The following is a 21,998-nucleotide window of genomic DNA, read 5'->3' on the forward strand; positions in this document are numbered from 1 at the left end:
TTTTATCTTTTTTCTAAAAGCTAAATCCCAATCTGACTGCTGTATTTCTGATGAACTTGTGCGCTGTTGCGGGTGCAAAACTACAACCTTTTTAGACTTAAACAATACTTTTTTAAAGTTATTTTTAAACTTTTTTATAACAAACTGGTTTACATTAGTTTAAATACAAACAAATATTCTCCTTACAATTGAAAACATGGGAATACTAACCATATCACCCGAAAAACCCATATACCTATACTATTACACTCCTATTATATAGTATTAGACCTGGTCTATAAACAATCCTATTATATATACAGAATGAATCATTCTACCTATATATATATAGTAAAGGATATGTTTTACTCTTCTTTTGGTGTTTCTTTATGTGCCTTCCAAGTATTTGAAAGCCGAGTATAGTCAATTTTTTTAGCTGGATCTTGTTTTACCAAACGGGCATTGTTATAAGCCGTAAGTAAAATCCCCTCTATCTGGTAATCTTCATAAACCTCATAAGGATTATATTCTGTTTTCAAATTAATATCAAACAGCCTTGCTGTATTATTAGACCAGAATGCTTTCCAACCACTTTTCAAATCTTTTATCAAATCAAAGGTTGAGATTCCTGTTTGGCGTGACATAAGCTTTACTAATATCTGACCGTCCTTACGGGATAGCTTTTTTAGTTGTGGCTCAAATTCATCTGTGATATACTTCTCCACTATTTTAATATATCTTCTTTTATCACGACCTGAAGTCATTTGTACCAAATTCTTATTCAACTCCGTTAATCGTTCAGCTGCTGCTTTGGCAAAAGGATAAGTTTTAAATACTCTTCTTTGTAAAATCAAAAATTTGACTCTTTCTTGTTCTTCTGGCGTCATCTTCGTATTAGTCACTACTACTTCATTTAATAGTACAGCGGTATCCTGCTCCATAATCGTATCAGGAATTTCAGATGGAATCTTTTTCACTTCTTGCGCATTCGCAACAATTGAAATTATAAAAAAAAGCAGAAAGGTCTTGAGTCGACTCATTTGATGATTTGTATTTAATATGCCAAAATTATACATTATATAGTAACCTTATAAAAAGACTATCATTATTTTTAGTTGTCCTTATATATAGGTATACCCTCTATTAAAACAAAAACGCCTAAAATCAATTAGGCGCTTTCTTTTATCATTATGATATGGGATTATTTTTTATTAAAATCTCCTGCATATATAAAGCTGAATTTATCTAAACTAATATATTTTCTAAACGCTGCATTTACCTGTTGTACATTTAATGCTTTTACTTTTGCTTCCAAAGTATCAAATTCTTCAAGCGGTGTTCCATCATATAATGAGTTATTGATAAAACTGGTCAGAAAACCATCATAACCTAATGCTGTGTTTCTTCCACTTTGCCAACTTCCTGTTGAAGTTTTTAATTCCTCAGCAGTAAAACCATTTGTTAAAGCTTTATTTAATTCATCTTGGATTGACTCATTCACTTTATCTACCATAGTTGGATTAAAAAATGCATACAACCCTAATCTAGATACATCATTATCTCTAGCTACCGTTAAGTAAGATCCCGCACCATAACTAATCCCTTCTTTCTCTCTTAAACGTGTAGGAATTCTGGAAGTCATAAATCCACCACTCCCTAACATTTCATTTGCCATCATGAAGGCAGGATAATCTGGATCATCACTTTTCATTTTGAAAGTAGCTATTCCACAAACCGCTGCATTCTCTTTATCTGGTGTTATTACTTTTTCATTAATTTTTGTACTGGCATAGAATCTTGGCATTACTTTTTCATATTTGGTTTTTGAAGTCCAATTTCCAAAAGTATTTGAGATTACCAAATTAATATCCGTCACATTTAAATCTCCAATAACCGTTCCAATTCCATTATTTGCTCCTAAATAACTTTGATAAAAATCAACCAATTGTTTTCTTTTGATTGTATTCAAAGAAGCTAATGCTTCATCAGGTGAAGCTGTATAAAAGATATGGTCTTTTGGATAATCTGTTGTTTTTCTAACTACCTGAGTAAACACCACACTTTGCGGATCATTTTTACTCGATTCAATTGTTGTTTTTTGTTCCGTAATTGCTTTCGTTAATTCATTTTCCGGGAAAGTTGAATCCGTTAGTAATTGTTTTAACAAATCAAATGTTGGCTGTAGGTATTCTTGGTACGTTGTAACATTCACATATAATGATTGTCCACTAAATCCAAAATTGATATTAGTCTTCATTTGATCTAATTTATCCTGAATTTGTTCTTTCGTCATTGTTTTTGTTCCTGCTTTCAACATTGCAGCCATCATAGTCGCAATATCTGACTTACCCGATAAAGCTGATAAATTGGCTACTGGAAATCTAAATGATGCAATAACTTTTTTTCCTTTGACTGGTTTTTTAAGTATTGCAAATTTAAATCCATTCCCAAGTGTGTTCTCTGTTAGGTTTTTCTTGATGTTTGGAATGCTTGCTTCAAAAGTAGCTGTTTCAACTTCCTCTTTCTTCCCTTTATAATCTTGCGTTAATTTAGCAATTTCTGCATCTGAAATTTCAGCTGATTTTACACGCTCTTGATCTTTTTCTGGAATAAATACACCAAGTGTTCTATTGTTTGGCATAAAATATTTCTTCGCTACTCTATTGATATCTTCAAGGCTTAGTTTTTCAATTGCATCTCTATACAAGAAAAACAAACGATAATCACCGGATCCAATAATCTCTGTCAATGCTATTGATAATCCAATTGTATTATTTTTTGTTGCATCAATTGATTTTAAGATTTTAGATTTTGCTCTTAATACATCTTGATCTGTATATTTACGAGTACCTATTTTATCTAATTCACTTAAGAATATCTTTTTTGCTTCGTCCAAATTTTTATCTTTTGGTACATTCACATTAAAATAGATATAACTTGCATCTCGAACTTGGGGTTGATAAGCATACAATCCTGACGCTTTTTGTGTTTCTACCAATGCTTTGTAAAGGTATCCTGATGGATCTGATGTTAAGATTTCTGATAATGCATCAATTACAGGATAGTCTTTATCGGCATACGATGCTGTATGATATGCTGCTCCTATGATTTGTAGATCACCACTACGTTTCAATTCTACGAAACGTTCTCCATCTTGCGCAGGTTCTACTGTATATGTTTTTTCTAATATTCTTTTTGGTTTTGGAATTTTAGAAAAATACTTTCCAATATATTCTAAGGCTTTCTTTTCCTCAAATTTTCCTCCAATAACTAAAGTAGCATTGTCTGGTTGGTAATATTTCTCATAAAATACACGAAGTCTATCTGCTTTAACACGTTCAATATCTTCTTTTGAACCAATAGTACTGTGTCCGTAATTGTGCCATAAGTAGGCTGTAGAAACAATTCTTTCCATCAACACACTTTCTGGACTATTTTCACCAATTTCAAATTCATTGCGCACTACAGAAAATTCTTTATCTAAATCGGACTGTAATATTGTTGAATGAATCATTCTATCGGCTTCCATTTCCAAACTCCATCTTAGATTTTCATCTGATGAAGGAAATATTTCATAATAGTTTGTACGGTCTAACCAAGTAGTTCCATTTGCATTTCCTCCTTTATCGGAAAGCATTTTCTTAATGTCACCTAAGTTTTTTGTGCTTTTAAATAACATATGCTCTAAAAGGTGCGCCATTCCGCTTTCTCCATAGCCTTCATGTCTTGACCCAACATGATATACGATATTAACAATCATATTGCTTTGACTTGCATCTGGTATTAATAGCACTTTTAAACCATTATTTAATGCATATTCCTTTACTCCTTCCACAGCAGTAATATATTTTGGGATTTCCGCATTCGAACTTTTCTTTTTTTGAGCTTGTGTCATTAGTCCAAATGAAAGAAAAACAATAGACAGTATTACTTTCTTCATAAAAATATATGTTTGTAAAATTTTAAACTAAAGATATATTATATTCCCTATGAAAAGCAATATTTTAAGACTCAAAATTCAAAAAAACTATTAATTTCCCTCACATTTAACTAAAATATTTCTTTTATGAAAGATAGTTTTGATTCCCTATCCAATTATTCTTGCAAATTTATATTTTAGCAAAAAAAACTACGCTATGAGTACAAAATCTATTTTAAAAGAATCATCTCTCGATTTCTTAGAACAATATTTAAATAATGCTTCGCCAACGGGTTATGAAGCGGCAGGACAGAAATTATGGATGGAGTATTTGAAACCTTACGTTGATACTTTTATTACAGATACCTATGGAACGGCTGTAGGCGTTATTAATCCTGAAGCAAAATATAAAGTTGTGATAGAAGGGCATGCTGATGAAATTTCATGGTATGTAAATTATATTACAGATAATGGTTTAATCTATGTTATTCGTAATGGAGGCTCAGATCATCAGATTGCTCCATCCAAACGAGTTAATATTCATACAAAAAATGGCATTGTAAAAGGAGTCTTTGGATGGCCAGCTATTCATACTCGTAATCGCAGCAAAGAAGAAAATCCAAAAATTGATAATTTATTTATTGATATTGGTTGCGAGACAAAAGATGAAGTAGAAAAATTAGGTGTACATGTAGGTTGTGTTATTACATATCCTGATGAATTTACCATCTTAAATGGAAATAAATTTGTTTGTCGTGCAATTGATAATCGTATGGGAGGTTTTATGATTGCTGAAGTTGCACGTTTATTACATGAGAACAAGAAAAAATTACCTTTTGGTTTATACATTACAAACTCTGTCCAAGAAGAAGTAGGTTTGCGTGGTGCAGAAATGATTACAAAAACGATTAAACCAAATGTCGCTATTGTAACTGATGTATGTCATGATACTACAACTCCAATGATTGAGAAAAGAATTGAAGGAGAAACACAAATTGGTAAAGGTCCAGTTATAACATATGCTCCGGCAGTACAAAATAATTTAAGAGAATTGATTATCAATACAGCTGAAACAAATAAAATTCCGTTCCAACGTTTAGCTTCTTCCAGAATTACAGGAACTGACACGGATGCATTTGCTTACAGTAATGGTGGTGTAGCTTCGGCTTTAATTTCGTTACCTTTACGTTATATGCATACTACAGTGGAAATGGTACACCGCGAGGATGTTGAAAATGTGATTCAATTGATTTACGAAACATTATTAAAAATCGAAAACGAAGAAACGTTTTCTTATTTCAAATAATCTATTTCTATAAAAACAAAAAAAGCTGTCAATCGACAGCTTTTTTCATTCTAATTCATAATGTAGTTATTATGATAATTCTTTCAAGTAAGCCGCAGCATCTTTAGCATTATATTTTTCTGCATGTCTTAAAGCTGTTAAACCTTTATCGTCTTTTGCTTTAACATTAGCTCCTTTATCAATAAGGTATTTTATCATTTCTACATTGTTGTAACGTACTGCAATCATTAATGGTGTTAATCCATTTGATTTCTCATTAACGTCTGCACCGTATTCTACAAATTTTTTCACAACTTCCATATCTCCTTTACTAATTGCTACACAAAGTGGTGTAGCTGATACATAAGTTGATACTTTTTCAAATGTTGTAGATGAGTTCACATTTGAAGCTACTGCAACATTACTAAATGCTACTAAAGCTAAACCTAAATAAATGATCGTTTTTTTCATGATTGATTGATTTTAATTGTTTGATGATACTTAATAGACGTCGATGCAATTCATTTGTTACAGTCTTTTTTTATTTTGTGATTTTTTTAACATATTCAATTAAATATAAATCGCTGTTAACAAAAAAGTTACATTAAAAACACACAAAAACATTTACTTCATTAATTATTCGAAATAAATTACAAAACACTTATCTGAAGTAGTTCTTTCCATAAAAACTAGGCCAAAAAAACTATTTATAGACTGTAAATTCTATGATTTACTTTACAAATTTAGACACCCAAAATTAGGAATACAACCGATAAATAGGCGCTTATTTTTATTGTATAATTGTTATCTAATTGTAATAAAAAAACCTCCTTGCTATCGCAAGGAGGTTTTATATTCTTATTGAAAAATTACTTCTTCTTATTTATTTAAAAAAGCTAATACATTTTTTTCAATACGCTCTTCTAGATTCGATAAATCTGCTTTCACAAATTTTTCTCCTAATATGTTTTCATATAGTTCAATATAACGATCGGAAACGGTTGTAATATATTCATCTGTCATTTCTGGAATCTGTTGTCCTTCTTTTCCTTGAAAACCATTTGCAATTAACCATTGTCTTACAAATTCTTTTGACAATTGTTTTTGAGCTTCATTTTTATCTTGTCTATCTTGGTATCCATCAGCATAGAAGTAACGTGAAGAATCTGGTGTATGAATTTCATCAATTAAAACAATCTTTCCTTCTTTTGTTTTCCCGAACTCATATTTAGTATCTACTAAAATTAAACCGCGACTTGCTGCAATTTCAGTACCTCTTTGAAATAAGGCTCTAGTATATTTTTCTAGGACGATATAATCTTCTTCTGATACAATTTCTTTTTTCAAAATATCTTCACGTGAAATATCCTCATCGTGTTCTCCATTATCTGCTTTAGTTGATGGCGTAATAATTGGTTCTGGAAATTTATCGTTTTCTTTTAATCCTTCTGGCATTTCAACACCGCATAGTATTCTTTTCCCTAAAGCATATTCACGGGCTGCATGACCTGATAAATATCCTCGGATTACCATTTCTACTTTGAATGGTGTACACAAATGTCCAACAGCTACACTTGGGTCTGGTGTTGCAATTAACCAGTTTGGAACAATATCTGCCGTTAAATGCATGAATTTTGTTGCAATCTGATTTAGGATTTGCCCTTTGTAAGGAATTCCTTTAGGCAAAACGACATCAAATGCCGAAAGTCGATCTGTAGCTACCATGACTAAAATATCATCATTGATATTGTAAACTTCTCTTACTTTACCTCGGTAAACCGATTTTTGATTTGGAAAATTGAAATGGGTTGTAGTTAGTGTGTTGCTCATTGTTGTTTTAAAATTGCGTTATACAAAAAACTTTTTGTGTAACCTTTTAGTGTTGTTGTTTATGGGCGCAAATTTAATTAAAAAAGGGAATAAATCAATTTATTCCCTTTTCCTTTTTTATGTACAAAAACCAAATTAATCGTGGTTCTCAATTTGCTTATAAGCATCAATGATTTTCTTAACCAATCGGTGTCTAACAATGTCTTTATCATCCAGATAAATAATCCCAACGCCATCAATATCTTTCAAGACTAGCAAAGCTTCTTTTAATCCTGAAATTGTTCTGCGCGGTAAATCTACTTGTCCAGGATCTCCTGTAATCATGAATTTTGCGTTTTTTCCCATACGAGTTAAAAACATTTTCATTTGTGAGTGTGTTGTATTCTGTGCCTCATCCAGAATTACAAAGGCATTATCCAAGGTTCGACCACGCATGAAAGCTAATGGAGCAATTTGAATGATTCCTTTTAATAAATAATCCTCTAATTTTTCATGGGGTAGCATATCGCGCAAAGCGTCATATAATGGCTGCATATACGGATCTAGTTTTTCCTTCATATCACCCGGTAGGAAACCTAGATTTTCGCCGGCTTCAACTGCTGGACGCGTTAAAATAATACGCTTGACTTGTTTTTCCTTCAAAGCTTTTACGGCCAGTGCCACACCCGTATAGGTTTTTCCCGTTCCCGCAGGACCGACGGCAAAAACCATATCGTTTTTTGACATTGTATCGACCAATAATTGCTGGTTTGGAGTCATAGCCTTAATCAGCTTACCTCCTACACCATGTACCAAAATTTTATCGTGTGAATCAGCTTTTTGATCATCATGAGAATCGCCTTGGATGACACGTTCAATTACATTCTCATCGATATTATTATAACGAGAAAAATGCAACATAAGCCGTTGAAATCTCTTTTCGAATTCATCCAGAACTTCGCTCTCCCCATACGCTTTCAAAATAGTGCCACGGGCAACAATTTTCAATTTTGGATACATTTGTTTTATTATCTCAAGATGAGTGTCTTGAGCACCCCAAAAATCTTTTGGTGTGATGTCTATGAGCTCAATAGTTCTTTCGTTCAAAAGCAGTCAGATTTAATTAAAAAATATTAGCTTTATAATTATTAGCTTTGCAAAACAAACTTACTAAATTTTTGAAGTAAGTGGGTCCAATACTTATAAACAATTTTATGTCAATAATTACCCTTACTACCGATTTTGGATTAAAAGACCACTTTGTGGGTGCTTTGAAAGGGAAAATATTATCTGAATTTCCAACTGCCTCAATCGTTGATATTTCACACGAAATAGGTTTATTTAATACAACTGAAACAGCCTATATAATTAGTGCTTCTTATGCCAGTTTCCCTAAAGGAACTGTTCATTTAATTGGCGTAGATGCTGAGTTGAACAATGAAACACAGCATTTAGCTATGCAATGGAACGATCAGTACTTCATTTGTGCGGACAATGGTATATTGAGCATGCTGACATCGAAAATTATTCCTCAAAAAATCGTAACGATTAATATCCATGATCGATTGCCTTCGGGCTCGACAGATATGGATGTATTTGTAACCGTAGCTTGTCATATTGCCAAAGGTGGATCACTGAATGTAATAGGCAAAGAGATTACTCAAATCAAAGAAGTAACGGAATTACAGGCTGTTGCCAATGATGCTGGAAATTCATTAAAAGGCTACATTACCTACATCGATCATTTTGGAAACGTAGTGAGTAATATTTCTAAAAAATTATTCCTGGAAGTTAGTAAAGGTCGGGAATATGAAGTAGTATTTAAAGGGTATCGTTTAAAAACGATATTGCCTAATTATTCTTCTATCGCTATTTCTACCAAGTATCCATTAAAAAATTATGAAGGAGAAAAATTAGCTATTTTTAACGAAGCTGGTTTTCTGGAAATTGCTATTTTCAAGAGCAATCCGCCTTATATTGGTAGTGCTTCTAGCCTACTTGGTTTGTATTATCGAGATTTGATTACGATTAATTTTAAATAATACTACATTCATTTTTAATCTTTTTAAGGTTAGCGAATAGAATCATAATAAAATACCAAACAAAGATTGCGTTTAAACTAAAAATATTGGAAAAAAAAATAGATATTCGCATCTCCAAACCAAATACCAAAAATAGTACAGCATTATGTTTGTTAGAATTGTAAAAATGAGCTTCCACGCTGAGCATATTCCTGCTTTTTTAGAAAATTTTCATTTGCATAAAGCGCAAATCAGAGGCTTTGCCGGAAATCAGTTTTTAGAATTATACCAAGATAAGGATGAGCCAACGCGCTTTTTCACTTACAGTTATTGGGAGAATCCAGAAGCATTAGAAGCGTATCGTCAATCTGAATTATTCAAAGAAGTTTGGGCTTTTACAAAAAAACTTTTTAATGATAAACCTGAAGCTTGGAGTGTAGACAAATTAGTGTCTATTGCTTAATTCATCATCGTTAAAAACAGAACATTAACAACTAGTCTTATTCTATATGAAAGCCATATTATTAAGGGAAATAAAATCTTTTTTCGGGTCACCCATTGGATATTTGGTGATTGCCATTTTCCTATTGTTAAACGGATTATTCTTATGGGTTTTTGAAGGTGACTTCAATATCCTAAAAAGTGGTTTTGCCGATTTAAGTCCTTTCTTTACATTATCTCCATGGATTTTATTATTCTTAATTCCGGCTGTTACCATGCGTAGTTTTTCGGATGAAAAGAAACAAGGAACGTTGGAATTATTGTTGACCAAACCTTTAAGCATTTGGCAGATTGTAAATGGCAAATTTCTAGGAGCATTATTACTTATTGTAATTGCGATCCTACCAACTTTTATTTACGTGAATGTAATTTCTAGCTTGGGAATGCCAATGGGAAATATTGACATGGGAAGCACAATTGGATCTTATTTCGGATTATTATTTTTAATTGCAGGGTATACAGCAATTGGTATCTTCACTTCTACTCTTTCGGACAATCAGATTGTAGCCTTTATTATAGCCGTATTCCTTTGCTTTTTATTCTATTATGGATTTGAAGGAATCGCACAAGGTACTTCAGAACCAATGGTAGCTTCTTTAGGAATGGACAGTCATTTTAAAAGTATGAGTCGTGGTGTGTTGGATACTCGTGATATTATTTATTTTGTAAGTATCACTTTTCTCTTCCTATCGTTCACTGTATATAAATTAAAATCATTGAAGTGGTAATGGCAACAACTCTTAAAAAAAACGGTCTTAAAAGTCTGGCACTATTATGTGTTGGAGTTGTCGCTATAAATGTATTGGGAAGCCAATTTTTCAAGCGTTTTGACTTAACGCAGGACAAGCGCTACACTTTATCTGAAACTTCTTTAAACATCATTAAAAAGGCAGAAGAGCCTATTTATATCGATGTTTTCTTAGAAGGTGCATTTCCACCAGAATTTAAACGTCTGCAAACCGAAACCCGTCAGATTCTAGAAGAATTTAAAGCTTATAATAAAAATATTATTTTCCAATTTGTCAATCCATTGGAGAATGATTCCGAACGTGAAGCAATCTTAGAGTCGTTCCATCAACGTGGATTAACGGCAATCAATATTACATTGGATGATAAAGGGAAACAATCTCAGGAAATTGTTTTTCCTTGGGCTATTGCAACCTACAACGATAAAAGCGTCAAAATTCCATTATTGAAAAACATGATGGGCGCTTCTACAGAAGAAAAAGTAGTAAGTTCTGTACAGCATTTAGAATATGTTTTTGCAGATGCATTCAATAAAATCACCAAAGAGAAAGACAAAAAAGTTGCTGTAATTAAAGGAAACGGCGAATTACAAGACCAATACTTAGGCGATATCTTAAAAGATGTTCGTGATAATTATTTTATTGCGCCTTTCACATTGGATTCCGTTGCCAAGGATCCTGTTCGAACTTTAAAACAACTGAAAGAATATGATTTGGCTATTATTGCCAAACCGACTGAAAAATTCACCGATGAAGAAAAAATGGTGCTGGATCAGTACATTCTAAACGGTGGTAAAACACTGTGGTTAGTCGATGCTGCTGCGATAGAAATGGATAGTTTATACAATGAAACTGGCAGTACACTGGCCTATCCTCGTGATTTGAATTTAAATGACATGTTCTTTAAATATGGAATCCGAATCAATCCCGCTTTAATTAAAGACTTAATGGCTATTCCTATCTCACTAGCTAGTGGTCAACAAGGGAGTCAAACCCAATACAAAGAATATCCATGGTTCTATTCACCTTTTATATTCCCATCGGCCAAACATCCGATTGTTAGTAATTTGGACGGATTGCGTTTTGAATTTGCAAATCCAATCGATACACTTAAAAATTCGATTAGAAAAACCGTTCTATTAACGTCTTCTCCATATTCTAAATCGGTAGGAACACCTGTAGAAGTGAATTTGAAAATGGTAACTGAACGTCCTACTCCAGAAGAGTTCCAAAATACAGGAAACATTCCAGTAGCTGTTTTATTAGAAGGATCTTTCAATTCTGTGTATCAAAACAGAGTATTGCCCTTCAAGGATCCCGAATTTATAGCTACGGGTGTAAAAAATAAAATGATTGTAATTTCAGATGGAGATATTATCAAGAACCAATTCGACAAAAACAATATGCCTTTGGAATTAGGCTATGATAAATGGACTAATAAATTGTATGCAAATAAAGAATTTCTGTTGAATTCAATCAATTATCTACTTGATGACAACGGACTTATCAACATTCGAAGCAAAGAAGTAGACCTTCCATTATTGGATAAAGAAAAAGTATACAAAGAGTACACAACCACCCAATTTATAACTATCGGATTACCAATTCTTATATTATTAATCTTTGGTGTGTTGTTTACCTATTTAAGAAAAAGACAATTTGGTCATTAATGTTAATAAATTTCTTTTAAAAATTTATAAGTTTACGATATATTTGTGTGATGTAAAATTTATGTTGAATTTTACGCCGATTTAAAAAAATAACCGAAGATGAAGTTTATAGTATCGAGTTCGTATTTATTAAAACAATTGCAAGTTCTAGGTAGTGTGATTAACAGTAGTAACACTTTACCTATTTTAGATAATTTTTTATTTGAATTGGACCACAATGCGCTTACCGTTTCTGCCTCAGATTTAGAGACAACGATGTCAGCCACTTTAGAAATAGATTCTACAAGCCAAGGTAGTGTTGCTGTTCCTGCAAAACTTTTGTTGGAAACTTTAAAAACATTCCCTGAGCAACCTTTAACATTCACTGTTGAGGAAAACAATACCATAGAAATCAGTTCTAACTCTGGTAAATATGCTTTGGCATATGCTCCAGGAGAAGAATTCCCAAAATCTGTAACTTTAGAAGATCCGTCGACTACAGTTGTTCCGGCTGATGTATTAGCAACTGCAATAAGCAAAACAATCTTTGCTGCGGGTAACGATGATTTACGCCCTGTAATGTCAGGAGTATTCTTCCAGTTCTCACCAGAAGGATTAATCTTTGTGGCTACAGATGCTCATAAATTAGTAAAATATGCTCGTACTGATGTGAAAGCTTCTCAGGTCGCTGATTTTATTATGCCTAAAAAACCTTTAAACATTTTAAAAGGTATTTTAAGTTCTTCTGATGCAGAAGTAAAAATTGAATACAACGATTCGAATGCTACATTCTCTTTTGATAATTACATTTTAACTTGTCGATTAATTGATGGTAAATACCCAAATTATGAAGCAGTAATTCCAAAAGAAAATCCAAATAAATTAATGATCGACCGTTCTCAGTTCCAAAGCTCAGTACGTCGTGTTGCTATTTTCTCTAATAAAACCACACACCAAATTCGTTTGAAAATTGCTGGTGCTGAGTTAAACATTTCTGCTGAAGATATTGATTACTCAAACAAAGCAGAAGAACGTTTGACTTGTGATTATCAAGGAGACGATATGCAAATAGGTTTCAACTCTCGTTTCTTAACGGAAATGTTGACCAACCTTCAATCAGATGTAATCCAATTGGAAATGTCATTGCCTAACCGTGCGGGTATCCTTATGCCTGTAGACGGATTAGAAGAAGGAGAAACAGTTACTATGCTGGTTATGCCAGTAATGCTTAATAATTAATAAGCCCTTAGTATTGGTGATGATCGCTTATTGATTAAGCCCGATCCAATCTATTGTATCCGTACGCTATTTACCCAACCATTTTTTATATCGAAAAGCCGTAATCCCTCACAGGAATACGGCTTTTTACTTTTTCAGAACCATACCTTCTTTTCACCGCGATCCTTCACGCAAAATAATCACACAATCAACTCTAAAATTACAGCTTTGTTCAAATCATAATTTCAAATAAAAAGATATATTTACAATGTATAATTCCAACACTATTTATATGCATTTAATACATAAAAAATTAGGCTTACTCTTTTTAGTTTTATCTCTAGGCACTACTACTGTTGCTTTTTCTCAATCTAGTGAAGCAAAAGACCCTATCAGTAAATTATTCCAACTCATCAAAAAAGAAGACATTCGTCTTTATGCTGAATATGAATGTATTTCGGATGATGGTGGTGATAAGGCAATAATTGATGACAAATGTTTAGCGAGGAATCTTAGTGAACTAAAAGCCATGGGAATATTCTCTACTACCTATTTGGAAAACTTAAAGAAAGAATATGATAGTTGGAAAAAAGATCCCGAACTTTATAACAGAGATGCCGATATTTATTTTTTAAACCAAGATCCTGACCCAATCAGTGATTATATCAAAGCATTGGGTAAAGCGAAAGTCACAACAAAAAATGGCACTACTCACATTACCTTGACATTGCCAAATTCTGAAGCTTCAAAACTAACGTATATTGTGGTTTCTGAAAATGGTGCTTGGAAAATAGAAAGCTGGACGGCACAATAAGCTTTTCAATACAGAAATTAGATTACTCCCATTTTCTGCATTAGAAATGTAGCACTCTTGTTCTTGCAGATGCCATCTCGAAGCTTGTAATCGAAGAACAAGTCGTTGTTGATAATTTCCACCTCAAAACATTTATTGATCAATACAGCAGGGTATTCGTTCGTTGTAAGACAGACCTCAATATCATGTGTTGCAATCGCACCAATAGCCTGCTTGTCGATCATCTTTTTCACTACAGCAATAGTACCACTGCGTTTATCATCCGAATTGGTACCACGTAGTATCTCATCCAACAACACAAAAGCACGTTGGTGGGCCAACTCATCCATAATTTGCTTTAATCGCTTGATTTCCGCAAAAAAGTACGATTCGCTATCTGATAATGAATCCGACAATCGCATCGATACCAATACGGGTAATGGATGTACTGTAGCTTCGGTTGCACAAACGGGTGACCCTATTCCAGTTAATACCATATTTACACCCAAGCTTCTCAAAAATGTACTTTTCCCCGACATATTTGAACCTGTCAAAATCATAAAGGATTGCGGTTGGAATGTTACATCATTCCCAATTCTCTTTTGGGCATTCAACAAAGGATGTGTTAGATCTTTAAATACAATTTCATAATTTGTATTCAATGTAGGATAACAAAAATCGGGATTATTATGCGATAGGTTCCCTAAACTGTGTAATGCTTCCATTTCTCCAATAACGTCCAACCATTGTTTAATATTAGCTGCATGGTCTTTTTTCCATTGAATCAAGGCACGTAAAGTATGTACATGAAACAGAAATAATCCATTGAATAGGACTGTTGTTATAACATTTGCCATGGAATCCATGCGAGAAAACAACTCGGCTAATTTTGTAATTTGAGTACTTGCCTTTTGGTTTTTATAGCCTAGTTTTTGTTGTAATTCTTTCAATTTAGGTGCAACAAATGTTTCTTGTTCTATTTTCTGTACAATCAAACTGTATTGATGAATAATCTGATGTACACTATCCGCTTTATGGATTTCGTTTTTTATTTTTTTGGTTTGACTGCCTAGCAATAGTAAATTGAATACAAAACCTATCGTAATCACATCTACTAACCATATGGCATTGATGAACTGATAGGCTACGATAGAACCCAATACGCCTACAGGCATGATATACGAAAGTACCTGAACGACTTTGGAAACTGGTTCGCTAGGTTTGGTACTCCAGTTCATTACCGTTTCATACAGTTCTTTACTATCCTTGTTTACTTTGGCGGAAGCCATACTATCCTGACGCCAATCTATTTTTTCGGCAAGCTCTTTTACTGCTTCCTGATTGCGCAAAATCTCCTCATTAGGCAATAAAGTCAGCAGCAATTTTGCTAAGGTTTGTTTTCCTATATAAGTTTGGGTACGATTTAAATTCTGAAAAAGTGAATTTTCACCAAATACATCCAAATCGTATGCATAAGGGTGTTGAAAATCATTGCATTCTGCTCCATTATCAAACGGAATGGATTTCCCACTCAAATAACTTATTTCATCCTTGTTTACTTTGATTAAGGCTTGTTTCAGCTTTTTCTGCCAAGATAGTTTTGTATGCATACGCATCAATACAATAAACAGAGCTGCCAATATTATGGCTATGCCAATGAAAATGTTTTCACCTGTTTTTATTGCATAAAATATACCTACCAAACTTCCCAAAACGCTACACAAGCGCAGGAGACTAATTGTATTATATTTTTTGTTGATTTGTTCTAATTCGGAAGTATATAATTGTACGCGATCGTGATAAGGCTGCATGAATCCATTTTTTCGTTGAAAACAAATATAGGCAATATCTCGTGTACAAAACAAGTGCCTTGCATAACGACAAAACCGAAGCTTTGCCGTTACTTTAAGGACAGTCTATTCTAGTACAGAATGACTATTATAATTTATTCTCATGTATGGCAAGTATTGGAATTTTGACATGGTACGATACTTTTTGCGTTAAACTCTGATGGAATAATTCCTCAAAGAACCCTCGGTTCTCGGTAAGCATCGCAAGCAAGTCAATATTTTTCACTTCTGTAAAAATCAAAATAGTGTCTTTTACATTGTCGTGTTCTACAATATGGAATTTGACATTTTCATGACTGAATAGCATTTTCCAATCTTCTATCGTTTCCTCTTTCACATCGGATTTGGATGTTTTCACATACAAACAATGAATTTTAGCGTCAAAGGTTTTTGCTAATTGAATCAGCTTTTTCATCGCTTTGATATCCTTTTCACGGAAACGGGTCGTAAATACTATATTTTTAATAGGCTTGTATTCTGCAGTATCGGGTACACCCAATACAAAAACATTAGCTTCCGCAATAACGGATGCCGTTGTAGAACCTAAAAAAGTTTCTTTGAGCCCTGAAGCTCCTTTGGTTCCCATTACAATGTACTCTACTCCTTCTTCTTTGACCAATTCGTTGATATTCCAAATCAACTCTCCTTGCTTGAGCACATGGCTCATTTTGACGTGGGTCAAATCATATTGGGTGGCTATATCTCGTAATATCGGAATCTGATCTTTCAGGTTTTCAAAATTCTGTAATTGAATACTGTCGTATACTTCCATCATATTCAATGGAATACCGTCGTTCTGCAAATCGGATTGCATATACGGTAGGTTATAGACGTGTAAAACCAACACTTCAGCATTCAAATTGTCTGCTAATTTCAAGGCATAAATAAATGCATTATTGGATACCTCTGAGAAATCGGTAGGAAAAAGAATCTTCTTCATAATGGGAGATTTTTAAATGTTGGTTCAAGTAAAGTTACAAACTTTTCGCTAGGATTTTCTTAATTTATTGATAAGAAATGATTTTTTATCTGCATTACTACTCTACTTTCTCTTTCCTTCCTGTACGTTATTATACCACTTTGCACAATCCGAAAGATGCCTTGCAACTCTGTAACTTTGTGAGTACTTTTGTAAAAAAATATTCACGATGATACCACAAGATTCTATAGTCGCATTAGCCACACCATCTGGTGCAGGAGCTATTGCTGTAATCCGTATTTCTGGCGCTGATGCCATCACTATAGGAGCTTCTGTATTTCAGTCCGTGAAAGGAAAAGATATTACACTACAAAAATCGCATACCATACATTTGGGACATATTGTCGATGAACCCCGTATTCTTGACGAGGTCCTTTTGTCAATTTTCAAAGGTCCTCACTCCTATACAGGAGAGAATACCGTTGAGATTTCCTGCCATGGTTCGACTTATATCCAACAACAGATTATTCAATTACTGTTGCGCAAAGGTTGTCGTATGGCCGATGCAGGAGAATTTACACTCCGTGCTTTCTTGAATGGCAAACTGGATTTATCACAAGCAGAAGCTGTAGCCGATTTGATTTCAAGTGACAACGAGGCTTCTCATCAAATTGCTATGCAACAAATGCGTGGTGGTTTCTCTAATGAGATTGCCCAATTGCGTGAAGAATTACTGAATTTCGCTTCGTTAATCGAGCTAGAATTGGACTTTGCAGAGGAAGATGTAGAATTTGCCGATCGTAGCCAATTTTACGCCTTATTAAGTCGTATCGAGTTTGTATTAAAGCGTCTGATTGATTCATTTGCTGTAGGAAATGTGATTAAGAATGGAATTCCAGTGGCTATCGTTGGAGAGCCCAACGTTGGTAAATCGACCTTACTCAATGCTTTGCTGAATGAAGAGCGCGCTATCGTTTCTGAAATTGCAGGAACTACACGTGATACCATTGAAGACGAATTGGTCATTGGTGGAATTGGTTTCCGTTTTATTGATACCGCAGGAATTCGTGAAACTGAGGATATTGTAGAAAGCATCGGTATCAAGAAAACCTTCGAAAAAATGGCACAGGCACAAGTGGTAATTTACCTCTTTGATGCTTCATCTGTTGAAACACTGGGTGTGGAAGTGCTGAACGTAGAAATTCAGAAAATCAGAAACCAATTCCCTTTGAAACCATTAGTGATTCTAGGGAATAAATCGGATCGCTTATCTCCTATTCAAATCGAAAGCTTACAATCGGCTATTCCTGATTTAATGCTGCTTTCTGCTAAAGAAAATAACGGTGTAGAGGATTTAAAAACCAAATTACTGAATTTCGTGAATACGGGTGCGCTTCGTAATAACGAAACTATTGTAACCAATACCCGTCACTATGATTCTTTAATCAAAGCCTTAGCCGAAATCCAAAAAGTAAACTACGGCCTTGAAACGCATCTTCCTAGTGATTTAATGGCCATTGATATTCGTCAGGCTTTATACCATTTTGGTGAAATTACTGGTCAAGTCACTAACGATGAACTACTCGGGAATATTTTTGCTAATTTTTGCATCGGGAAGTAATTTTTCTTTCCTAAATTTTTATTAGATACACTAATAAAACTCTTATAGTGAAATAACAAAAAACAGATGTCATTATCTGTTTTTTGTTACATATTGTTTTGATTATGAATTAAATAAACATTCGCACAGCATCCCAATTCTTAATCTAATTTTTTGTTCATTAGAACTCTTCGCATAGCTGGTTATAAAATTGAATTACTCTTAAAAATTCTAATTTTAATATATAGTAAACAATATAAATATTAAAGAAACATAAATTAACCCATTTTACGGATTTTCCTATTTTAACACTCTAATTTACACATATATTAGCTAGGTATATTATACCTAATATTTTATTATACTTTATCTTAAAGAAATATCAACTTATAGCATAAAGCTTGTTAAATTAGGTGTTCTTGGAGCCATTAATATATTATACCTCATTCAGTAAGAATCTACAAAAATAAAAAAATGAAATTATTCGTAATAGGAAATGGATTTGACATTAGTCACAATATACCATGCAGGTATTCTGATTTTTGCGATTATTACAATAAAAATAGAAGTGATGTTTTAGAAATAATAGAGAAATTCTATTGCAGCAAGTAGCTGTTTTAGAAAAGTCTGTAAACCAAAACAGTCAAACGCAAATACTATTATCGAAGAGAATTGAGAATATAATTGTCAAAGTGAATATTTCCGAATTACTTATGTTAGAAGAAGCATATAGAGGGAATTTACAAAATGATTTTAATGGCTTTAAAAGAATAACGTAGAATTATTGAAAGTACATAAAAGTATAAGTTCCAAAAGATTATTCTATCTAATTTTCTTAAATATTTTTCTGTTTCTAGTATCAGGATTTTCGGTTTACATTGCTATAAAAAATTCAGTATTAAAGTCAGATTTTGAATTGTTACGCAACGAAAAAATTACTTTAAGAAACAATCTTGAAAATGTAGAATTATTTTTAATAAAAATCCGAAAGTCGCAAAACAGTATAAAAATTGGAATAAATCAAAGTAGAACAAGGTTCGTCCAATCATGGTATAAAAAACAGTGTTAAATAATTTTTAAGAAAAAATGATTTCAAAAGAGTTGTACTTTTTATTTTGAAAAGCAAATATATTGAGTTAAGCTATCAAACAGCTCTCAAAACACTGATTTAAAAATAATTAAATATTTATGATGATCATTTGAAAACTGTTACAAACCACTAAAGGAAACCAAAAGAAACTAAAAGAAAAATAAATGGACTTCTTTGAGGTTTATCTCATTCAAAAGCTCAATTTTTTCTATATATTAGCGAGGTATATTTTTTACATAGCTAAAAAAATGAATAAAAAAGATTTATCAGAAAGGGATATCTGCTCTAAGTACATAAACCTTGCAATTGAAAAAGCAGGATGGAATATGAAAAAGCAAGTTCGAGAAGAAGTTTCATTTACTGATGGACGCATTATTGTACAAGGAAAGTTATATACAAGAGGAAGAAGCAAAAGAGCTGATTATATTCTTTATTATAAAAACAACATTCCAATAGCAATTATTGAAGCCAAGGATAATAAAAAAGCTGTTGGTTCGGGAATGCAACAAGCTTTAGAATATGCCGATATTTTACAACTCCCTTTTGTTTTTACTTCGAATGGTGATTCTTTTGTTTTTCATGATAAAACTAACTCCGCAATTTCTATAGAAAGTGAAATTTCTTTAGATGATTTTCCTTCTCCCGAAACGTTATGGTTAAAGTACTTGAAACATAATAATCTTGAAGAACCTAAGGCAAAAGACATTGTCGAAAAAGAGTATTATTTAGATGATAGTGGAATGCACCCTCGTTATTATCAGCAAAATGCAGTTAATAGAACACTTGAAGCTGTTGCGAAAAAACAAAACAGAATTTTATTGGTGATGGCAACGGGAACAGGAAAAACCTATACAGCTTTTAATATTATTTGGCGTTTGTGGAAAACAGGAATTAAAAAGCGCATCTTATTTCTTGCGGATAGAAATGCATTATTAACACAAACTAAAAATGGTGACTTTTCTCCCTTTGGTAATGACATTATGCATATTATTAAAAATAGAAAAATCGATAAATCTTATCAAATATATTTTGCTCTATATCAAGGTCTAACAAGTACAGATGAAGAAAAAAATGCTTATAAAGAATTTAGTAGAGATTTTTTTGATTTAGTTATTATTGATGAGTGCCATCGTGGGAGCGCTTCTGAAGCTTCCGCTTGGAGAGAAGTTTTAGATTATTTCTCGTCCGCTACGCAAGTAGGACTAACTGCTACACCCAAAGAAACAAAGGATGTTTCTAACATAGAATATTTTGGAGAACCTGTTTACACTTACTCTTTAAAGCAAGGAATTGATGATGGTTTTTTAGCCCCTTATAAAGCAGTTAGAATAACAACAAATGTTGATGAAGGATGGAGACCAACAGTAGGAAAACTTGATAAATATGGAAATGAAATAAAAGACCGTATTTACAATTTAAAGGATTATGATAGATCATTAGTTATTGATGGACGAACCCAAATTGTTGCTGAAAAAATCACTGAATATCTAAAAGCTACCGACAGATTTGCAAAAACTATTGTTTTTTGTACAGACATAGACCATGCTAATAGGATGCGCCAAGCACTAATAAATGAAAATGCTGACTTAGTTGCCAAACATTGGAACTATTGCGTTAAGATAACTGGAGATGATGAAGTTGGAAAACAAGAGTTAGATAATTTTACCGATGTAGAAGAACTTTTTCCTGTTATAGCAACTACTTCAAAAATGTTGACCGCAGGAATAGACACCAAGATGGTTAAGTACATAGTTTTGGAATCGAACATTCAATCTGTTACTGAATTTAAACAAATTATTGGTCGCGGAACACGAATTAGAGAAGCAGAAGGAAAAGTTTTTTTTACTATAATAGATTTTAGAAAAGCAACTAATATTTTTGCAAGACCTGATTTTGATGGTGATCCAGTTCAAATATATGAACCTGGTCCAGACGATCCAGTTATTCCTCCAAATCCAGATGATCAAACATCTCCGAGAGATTATGACCCTGAAAACCCAGAGATAGAAAACCCTACTCCACCAGATATTGGTATTGACGGTGAACTAGAAGAAGTGACAAAATTTTATGTTAATGATGTAACTGTTTCTGTAGTTAATGAACGTGTTCAATACTATGGAAAAGATGGAAAGTTAATAACAGAATCATTAAAAGATTATTCTAAAAAAAACTTAGAAAAAGAATTTAGTTCCTTAGATGATTTTATTCAAAAATGGAATGATGCCGAAAAGAAAGGTGAATTAATTAAAGAATTGGCAGATCATGGGGTTTTATTAGAAGCCCTTCGAGAAGAAGCAGGCCAAGATTTAGATGATTTTGATTTAATTTGTCATATTGCCTTTGACCAACCTACATTAACACGAAAAGAAAGAGCTAATAATGTACGAAAGCGTAACTATTTTGCAAAATATAGCGAAACGGCTCAAAAAGTATTAAATAGTCTTTTAGATAAATACGAACAAGAAGGAATTACTTCAATAGAACAAGGTTCAATTCTTAAAGTAAAACCTTTAAATGAAATGGGTTCGCCAGTAGAGTTAGTGAGAGCTTTTGGAAAAAATAAAGACTTTGATTTAGCAATTAAAGAATTAGAAAACGAAATATACAATATAGCCTAGA

Annotated in this window: 17 protein-coding genes; 10 read left to right on the forward strand and 7 right to left on the reverse strand. The window is 33.0% G+C overall.

The window, feature by feature from the left end:
• Positions 1 to 344: 344 nt before the first annotated feature.
• Entirely contained in the window at positions 345 to 1,019 is a 675-nt protein-coding gene (locus P6733_RS16680; protein WP_306354093.1) for a DUF4294 domain-containing protein, read from the reverse strand.
• A 161-nt stretch (positions 1,020 to 1,180) separates the two neighbouring features.
• The gene (locus P6733_RS16685) at positions 1,181 to 3,919 is read right to left on the reverse strand and encodes a M16 family metallopeptidase (protein WP_306354094.1); all 2,739 of its coding nucleotides are present in this window, start codon (positions 3,917 to 3,919) and stop codon (positions 1,181 to 1,183) included.
• A gap of 196 nt (positions 3,920 to 4,115) precedes the next feature.
• Here P6733_RS16685 and P6733_RS16690 point away from each other — a divergent pair, with 196 nt between their 5' ends.
• Complete coding sequence (locus P6733_RS16690; protein ID WP_306354095.1) at positions 4,116 to 5,204, forward strand: M42 family metallopeptidase; 1,089 nt, start codon at positions 4,116 to 4,118, stop codon at positions 5,202 to 5,204.
• Positions 5,205 to 5,273: 69 nt separating this feature from the next.
• Here P6733_RS16690 and P6733_RS16695 read toward each other — a convergent pair whose 3' ends face one another.
• The 3 genes from P6733_RS16695 to P6733_RS16705 all read right to left on the reverse strand — a co-directional run bounded on the left by P6733_RS16695 (position 5,274) and on the right by P6733_RS16705 (position 8,099).
• On the reverse strand, positions 5,274 to 5,654 hold the full coding sequence (locus P6733_RS16695) for an ankyrin repeat domain-containing protein (RefSeq protein WP_306354096.1): 381 nt from the start codon (positions 5,652 to 5,654) through the stop codon (positions 5,274 to 5,276).
• Positions 5,655 to 6,062: 408 nt separating this feature from the next.
• The gene (locus P6733_RS16700) at positions 6,063 to 7,013 is read right to left on the reverse strand and encodes a phosphoribosylaminoimidazolesuccinocarboxamide synthase (protein ID WP_306354097.1); all 951 of its coding nucleotides are present in this window, start codon (positions 7,011 to 7,013) and stop codon (positions 6,063 to 6,065) included.
• A 135-nt stretch (positions 7,014 to 7,148) separates the two neighbouring features.
• Positions 7,149 to 8,099 carry a PhoH family protein gene (locus P6733_RS16705; protein ID WP_306354098.1) on the reverse strand — a complete coding sequence of 317 codons (951 nt, stop codon included), beginning with the start codon at positions 8,097 to 8,099 and terminating at the stop codon, positions 7,149 to 7,151.
• Positions 8,100 to 8,206: 107 nt separating this feature from the next.
• Here P6733_RS16705 and P6733_RS16710 point away from each other — a divergent pair, with 107 nt between their 5' ends.
• The 6 genes from P6733_RS16710 (at position 8,207) to P6733_RS16735 (ending at position 13,941) form a co-directional block, all read left to right on the forward strand.
• Entirely contained in the window at positions 8,207 to 9,034 is an 828-nt protein-coding gene (locus P6733_RS16710; RefSeq protein ID WP_306354099.1) for an SAM hydrolase/SAM-dependent halogenase family protein, read from the forward strand.
• A gap of 145 nt (positions 9,035 to 9,179) precedes the next feature.
• The gene (locus P6733_RS16715) at positions 9,180 to 9,476 is read left to right on the forward strand and encodes a putative quinol monooxygenase (RefSeq protein ID WP_306354100.1); all 297 of its coding nucleotides are present in this window, start codon (positions 9,180 to 9,182) and stop codon (positions 9,474 to 9,476) included.
• A 46-nt stretch (positions 9,477 to 9,522) separates the two neighbouring features.
• On the forward strand, positions 9,523 to 10,242 hold the full coding sequence (gldF, locus tag P6733_RS16720; protein ID WP_306354101.1) for a gliding motility-associated ABC transporter permease subunit GldF: 720 nt from the start codon (positions 9,523 to 9,525) through the stop codon (positions 10,240 to 10,242).
• Entirely contained in the window at positions 10,242 to 11,930 is a 1,689-nt protein-coding gene (gene gldG, locus P6733_RS16725) for a gliding motility-associated ABC transporter substrate-binding protein GldG (protein ID WP_306354102.1), read from the forward strand. The genes gldF and gldG overlap by 1 nt, the downstream gene beginning before the upstream one ends.
• Before the next feature lie 99 nt (positions 11,931 to 12,029).
• Positions 12,030 to 13,148: a DNA polymerase III subunit beta gene (dnaN, locus tag P6733_RS16730; protein ID WP_306354103.1), complete on the forward strand. Its 1,119-nt coding sequence runs from the start codon at positions 12,030 to 12,032 to the stop codon at positions 13,146 to 13,148.
• A 271-nt stretch (positions 13,149 to 13,419) separates the two neighbouring features.
• Positions 13,420 to 13,941, forward strand: a complete 522-nt coding sequence (locus tag P6733_RS16735) for a YqhG/Tai3 family protein (RefSeq protein WP_306354104.1) — start codon at positions 13,420 to 13,422, stop codon at positions 13,939 to 13,941.
• Between the two features lie 17 nt (positions 13,942 to 13,958).
• On the opposite strand, the gene P6733_RS16740 is transcribed toward P6733_RS16735, so the two are convergent.
• The gene (locus P6733_RS16740) at positions 13,959 to 15,731 is read right to left on the reverse strand and encodes a MutS-related protein (protein WP_306354105.1); all 1,773 of its coding nucleotides are present in this window, start codon (positions 15,729 to 15,731) and stop codon (positions 13,959 to 13,961) included.
• Between the two features lie 127 nt (positions 15,732 to 15,858).
• The gene (locus P6733_RS16745; protein WP_306354106.1) at positions 15,859 to 16,710 is read right to left on the reverse strand and encodes a universal stress protein; all 852 of its coding nucleotides are present in this window, start codon (positions 16,708 to 16,710) and stop codon (positions 15,859 to 15,861) included.
• A gap of 208 nt (positions 16,711 to 16,918) precedes the next feature.
• Between P6733_RS16745 and mnmE the strand changes: the two genes are divergently transcribed.
• From mnmE to hsdR, 3 genes are all read left to right on the forward strand, one after another.
• Complete coding sequence (mnmE, locus tag P6733_RS16750; protein ID WP_306354107.1) at positions 16,919 to 18,310, forward strand: tRNA uridine-5-carboxymethylaminomethyl(34) synthesis GTPase MnmE; 1,392 nt, start codon at positions 16,919 to 16,921, stop codon at positions 18,308 to 18,310.
• Positions 18,311 to 18,763: 453 nt separating this feature from the next.
• Positions 18,764 to 18,901, forward strand: a complete 138-nt coding sequence (locus tag P6733_RS18005) for an AbiH family protein (protein ID WP_372339312.1) — start codon at positions 18,764 to 18,766, stop codon at positions 18,899 to 18,901.
• A gap of 726 nt (positions 18,902 to 19,627) precedes the next feature.
• Positions 19,628 to 21,997 (forward strand): EcoAI/FtnUII family type I restriction enzme subunit R, encoded by a 2,370-nt coding sequence (hsdR, locus tag P6733_RS16755; protein WP_306354108.1) that lies wholly within the window; start codon positions 19,628 to 19,630, stop codon positions 21,995 to 21,997.
• Position 21,998 lies beyond the last annotated feature (1 nt).

Origin of the sequence: Flavobacterium aerium (genome assembly GCF_030766725.1) — a bacterium.
In the GTDB taxonomy this organism is placed as follows: Bacteria; Bacteroidota; Bacteroidia; order Flavobacteriales; family Flavobacteriaceae; genus Flavobacterium; species Flavobacterium aerium.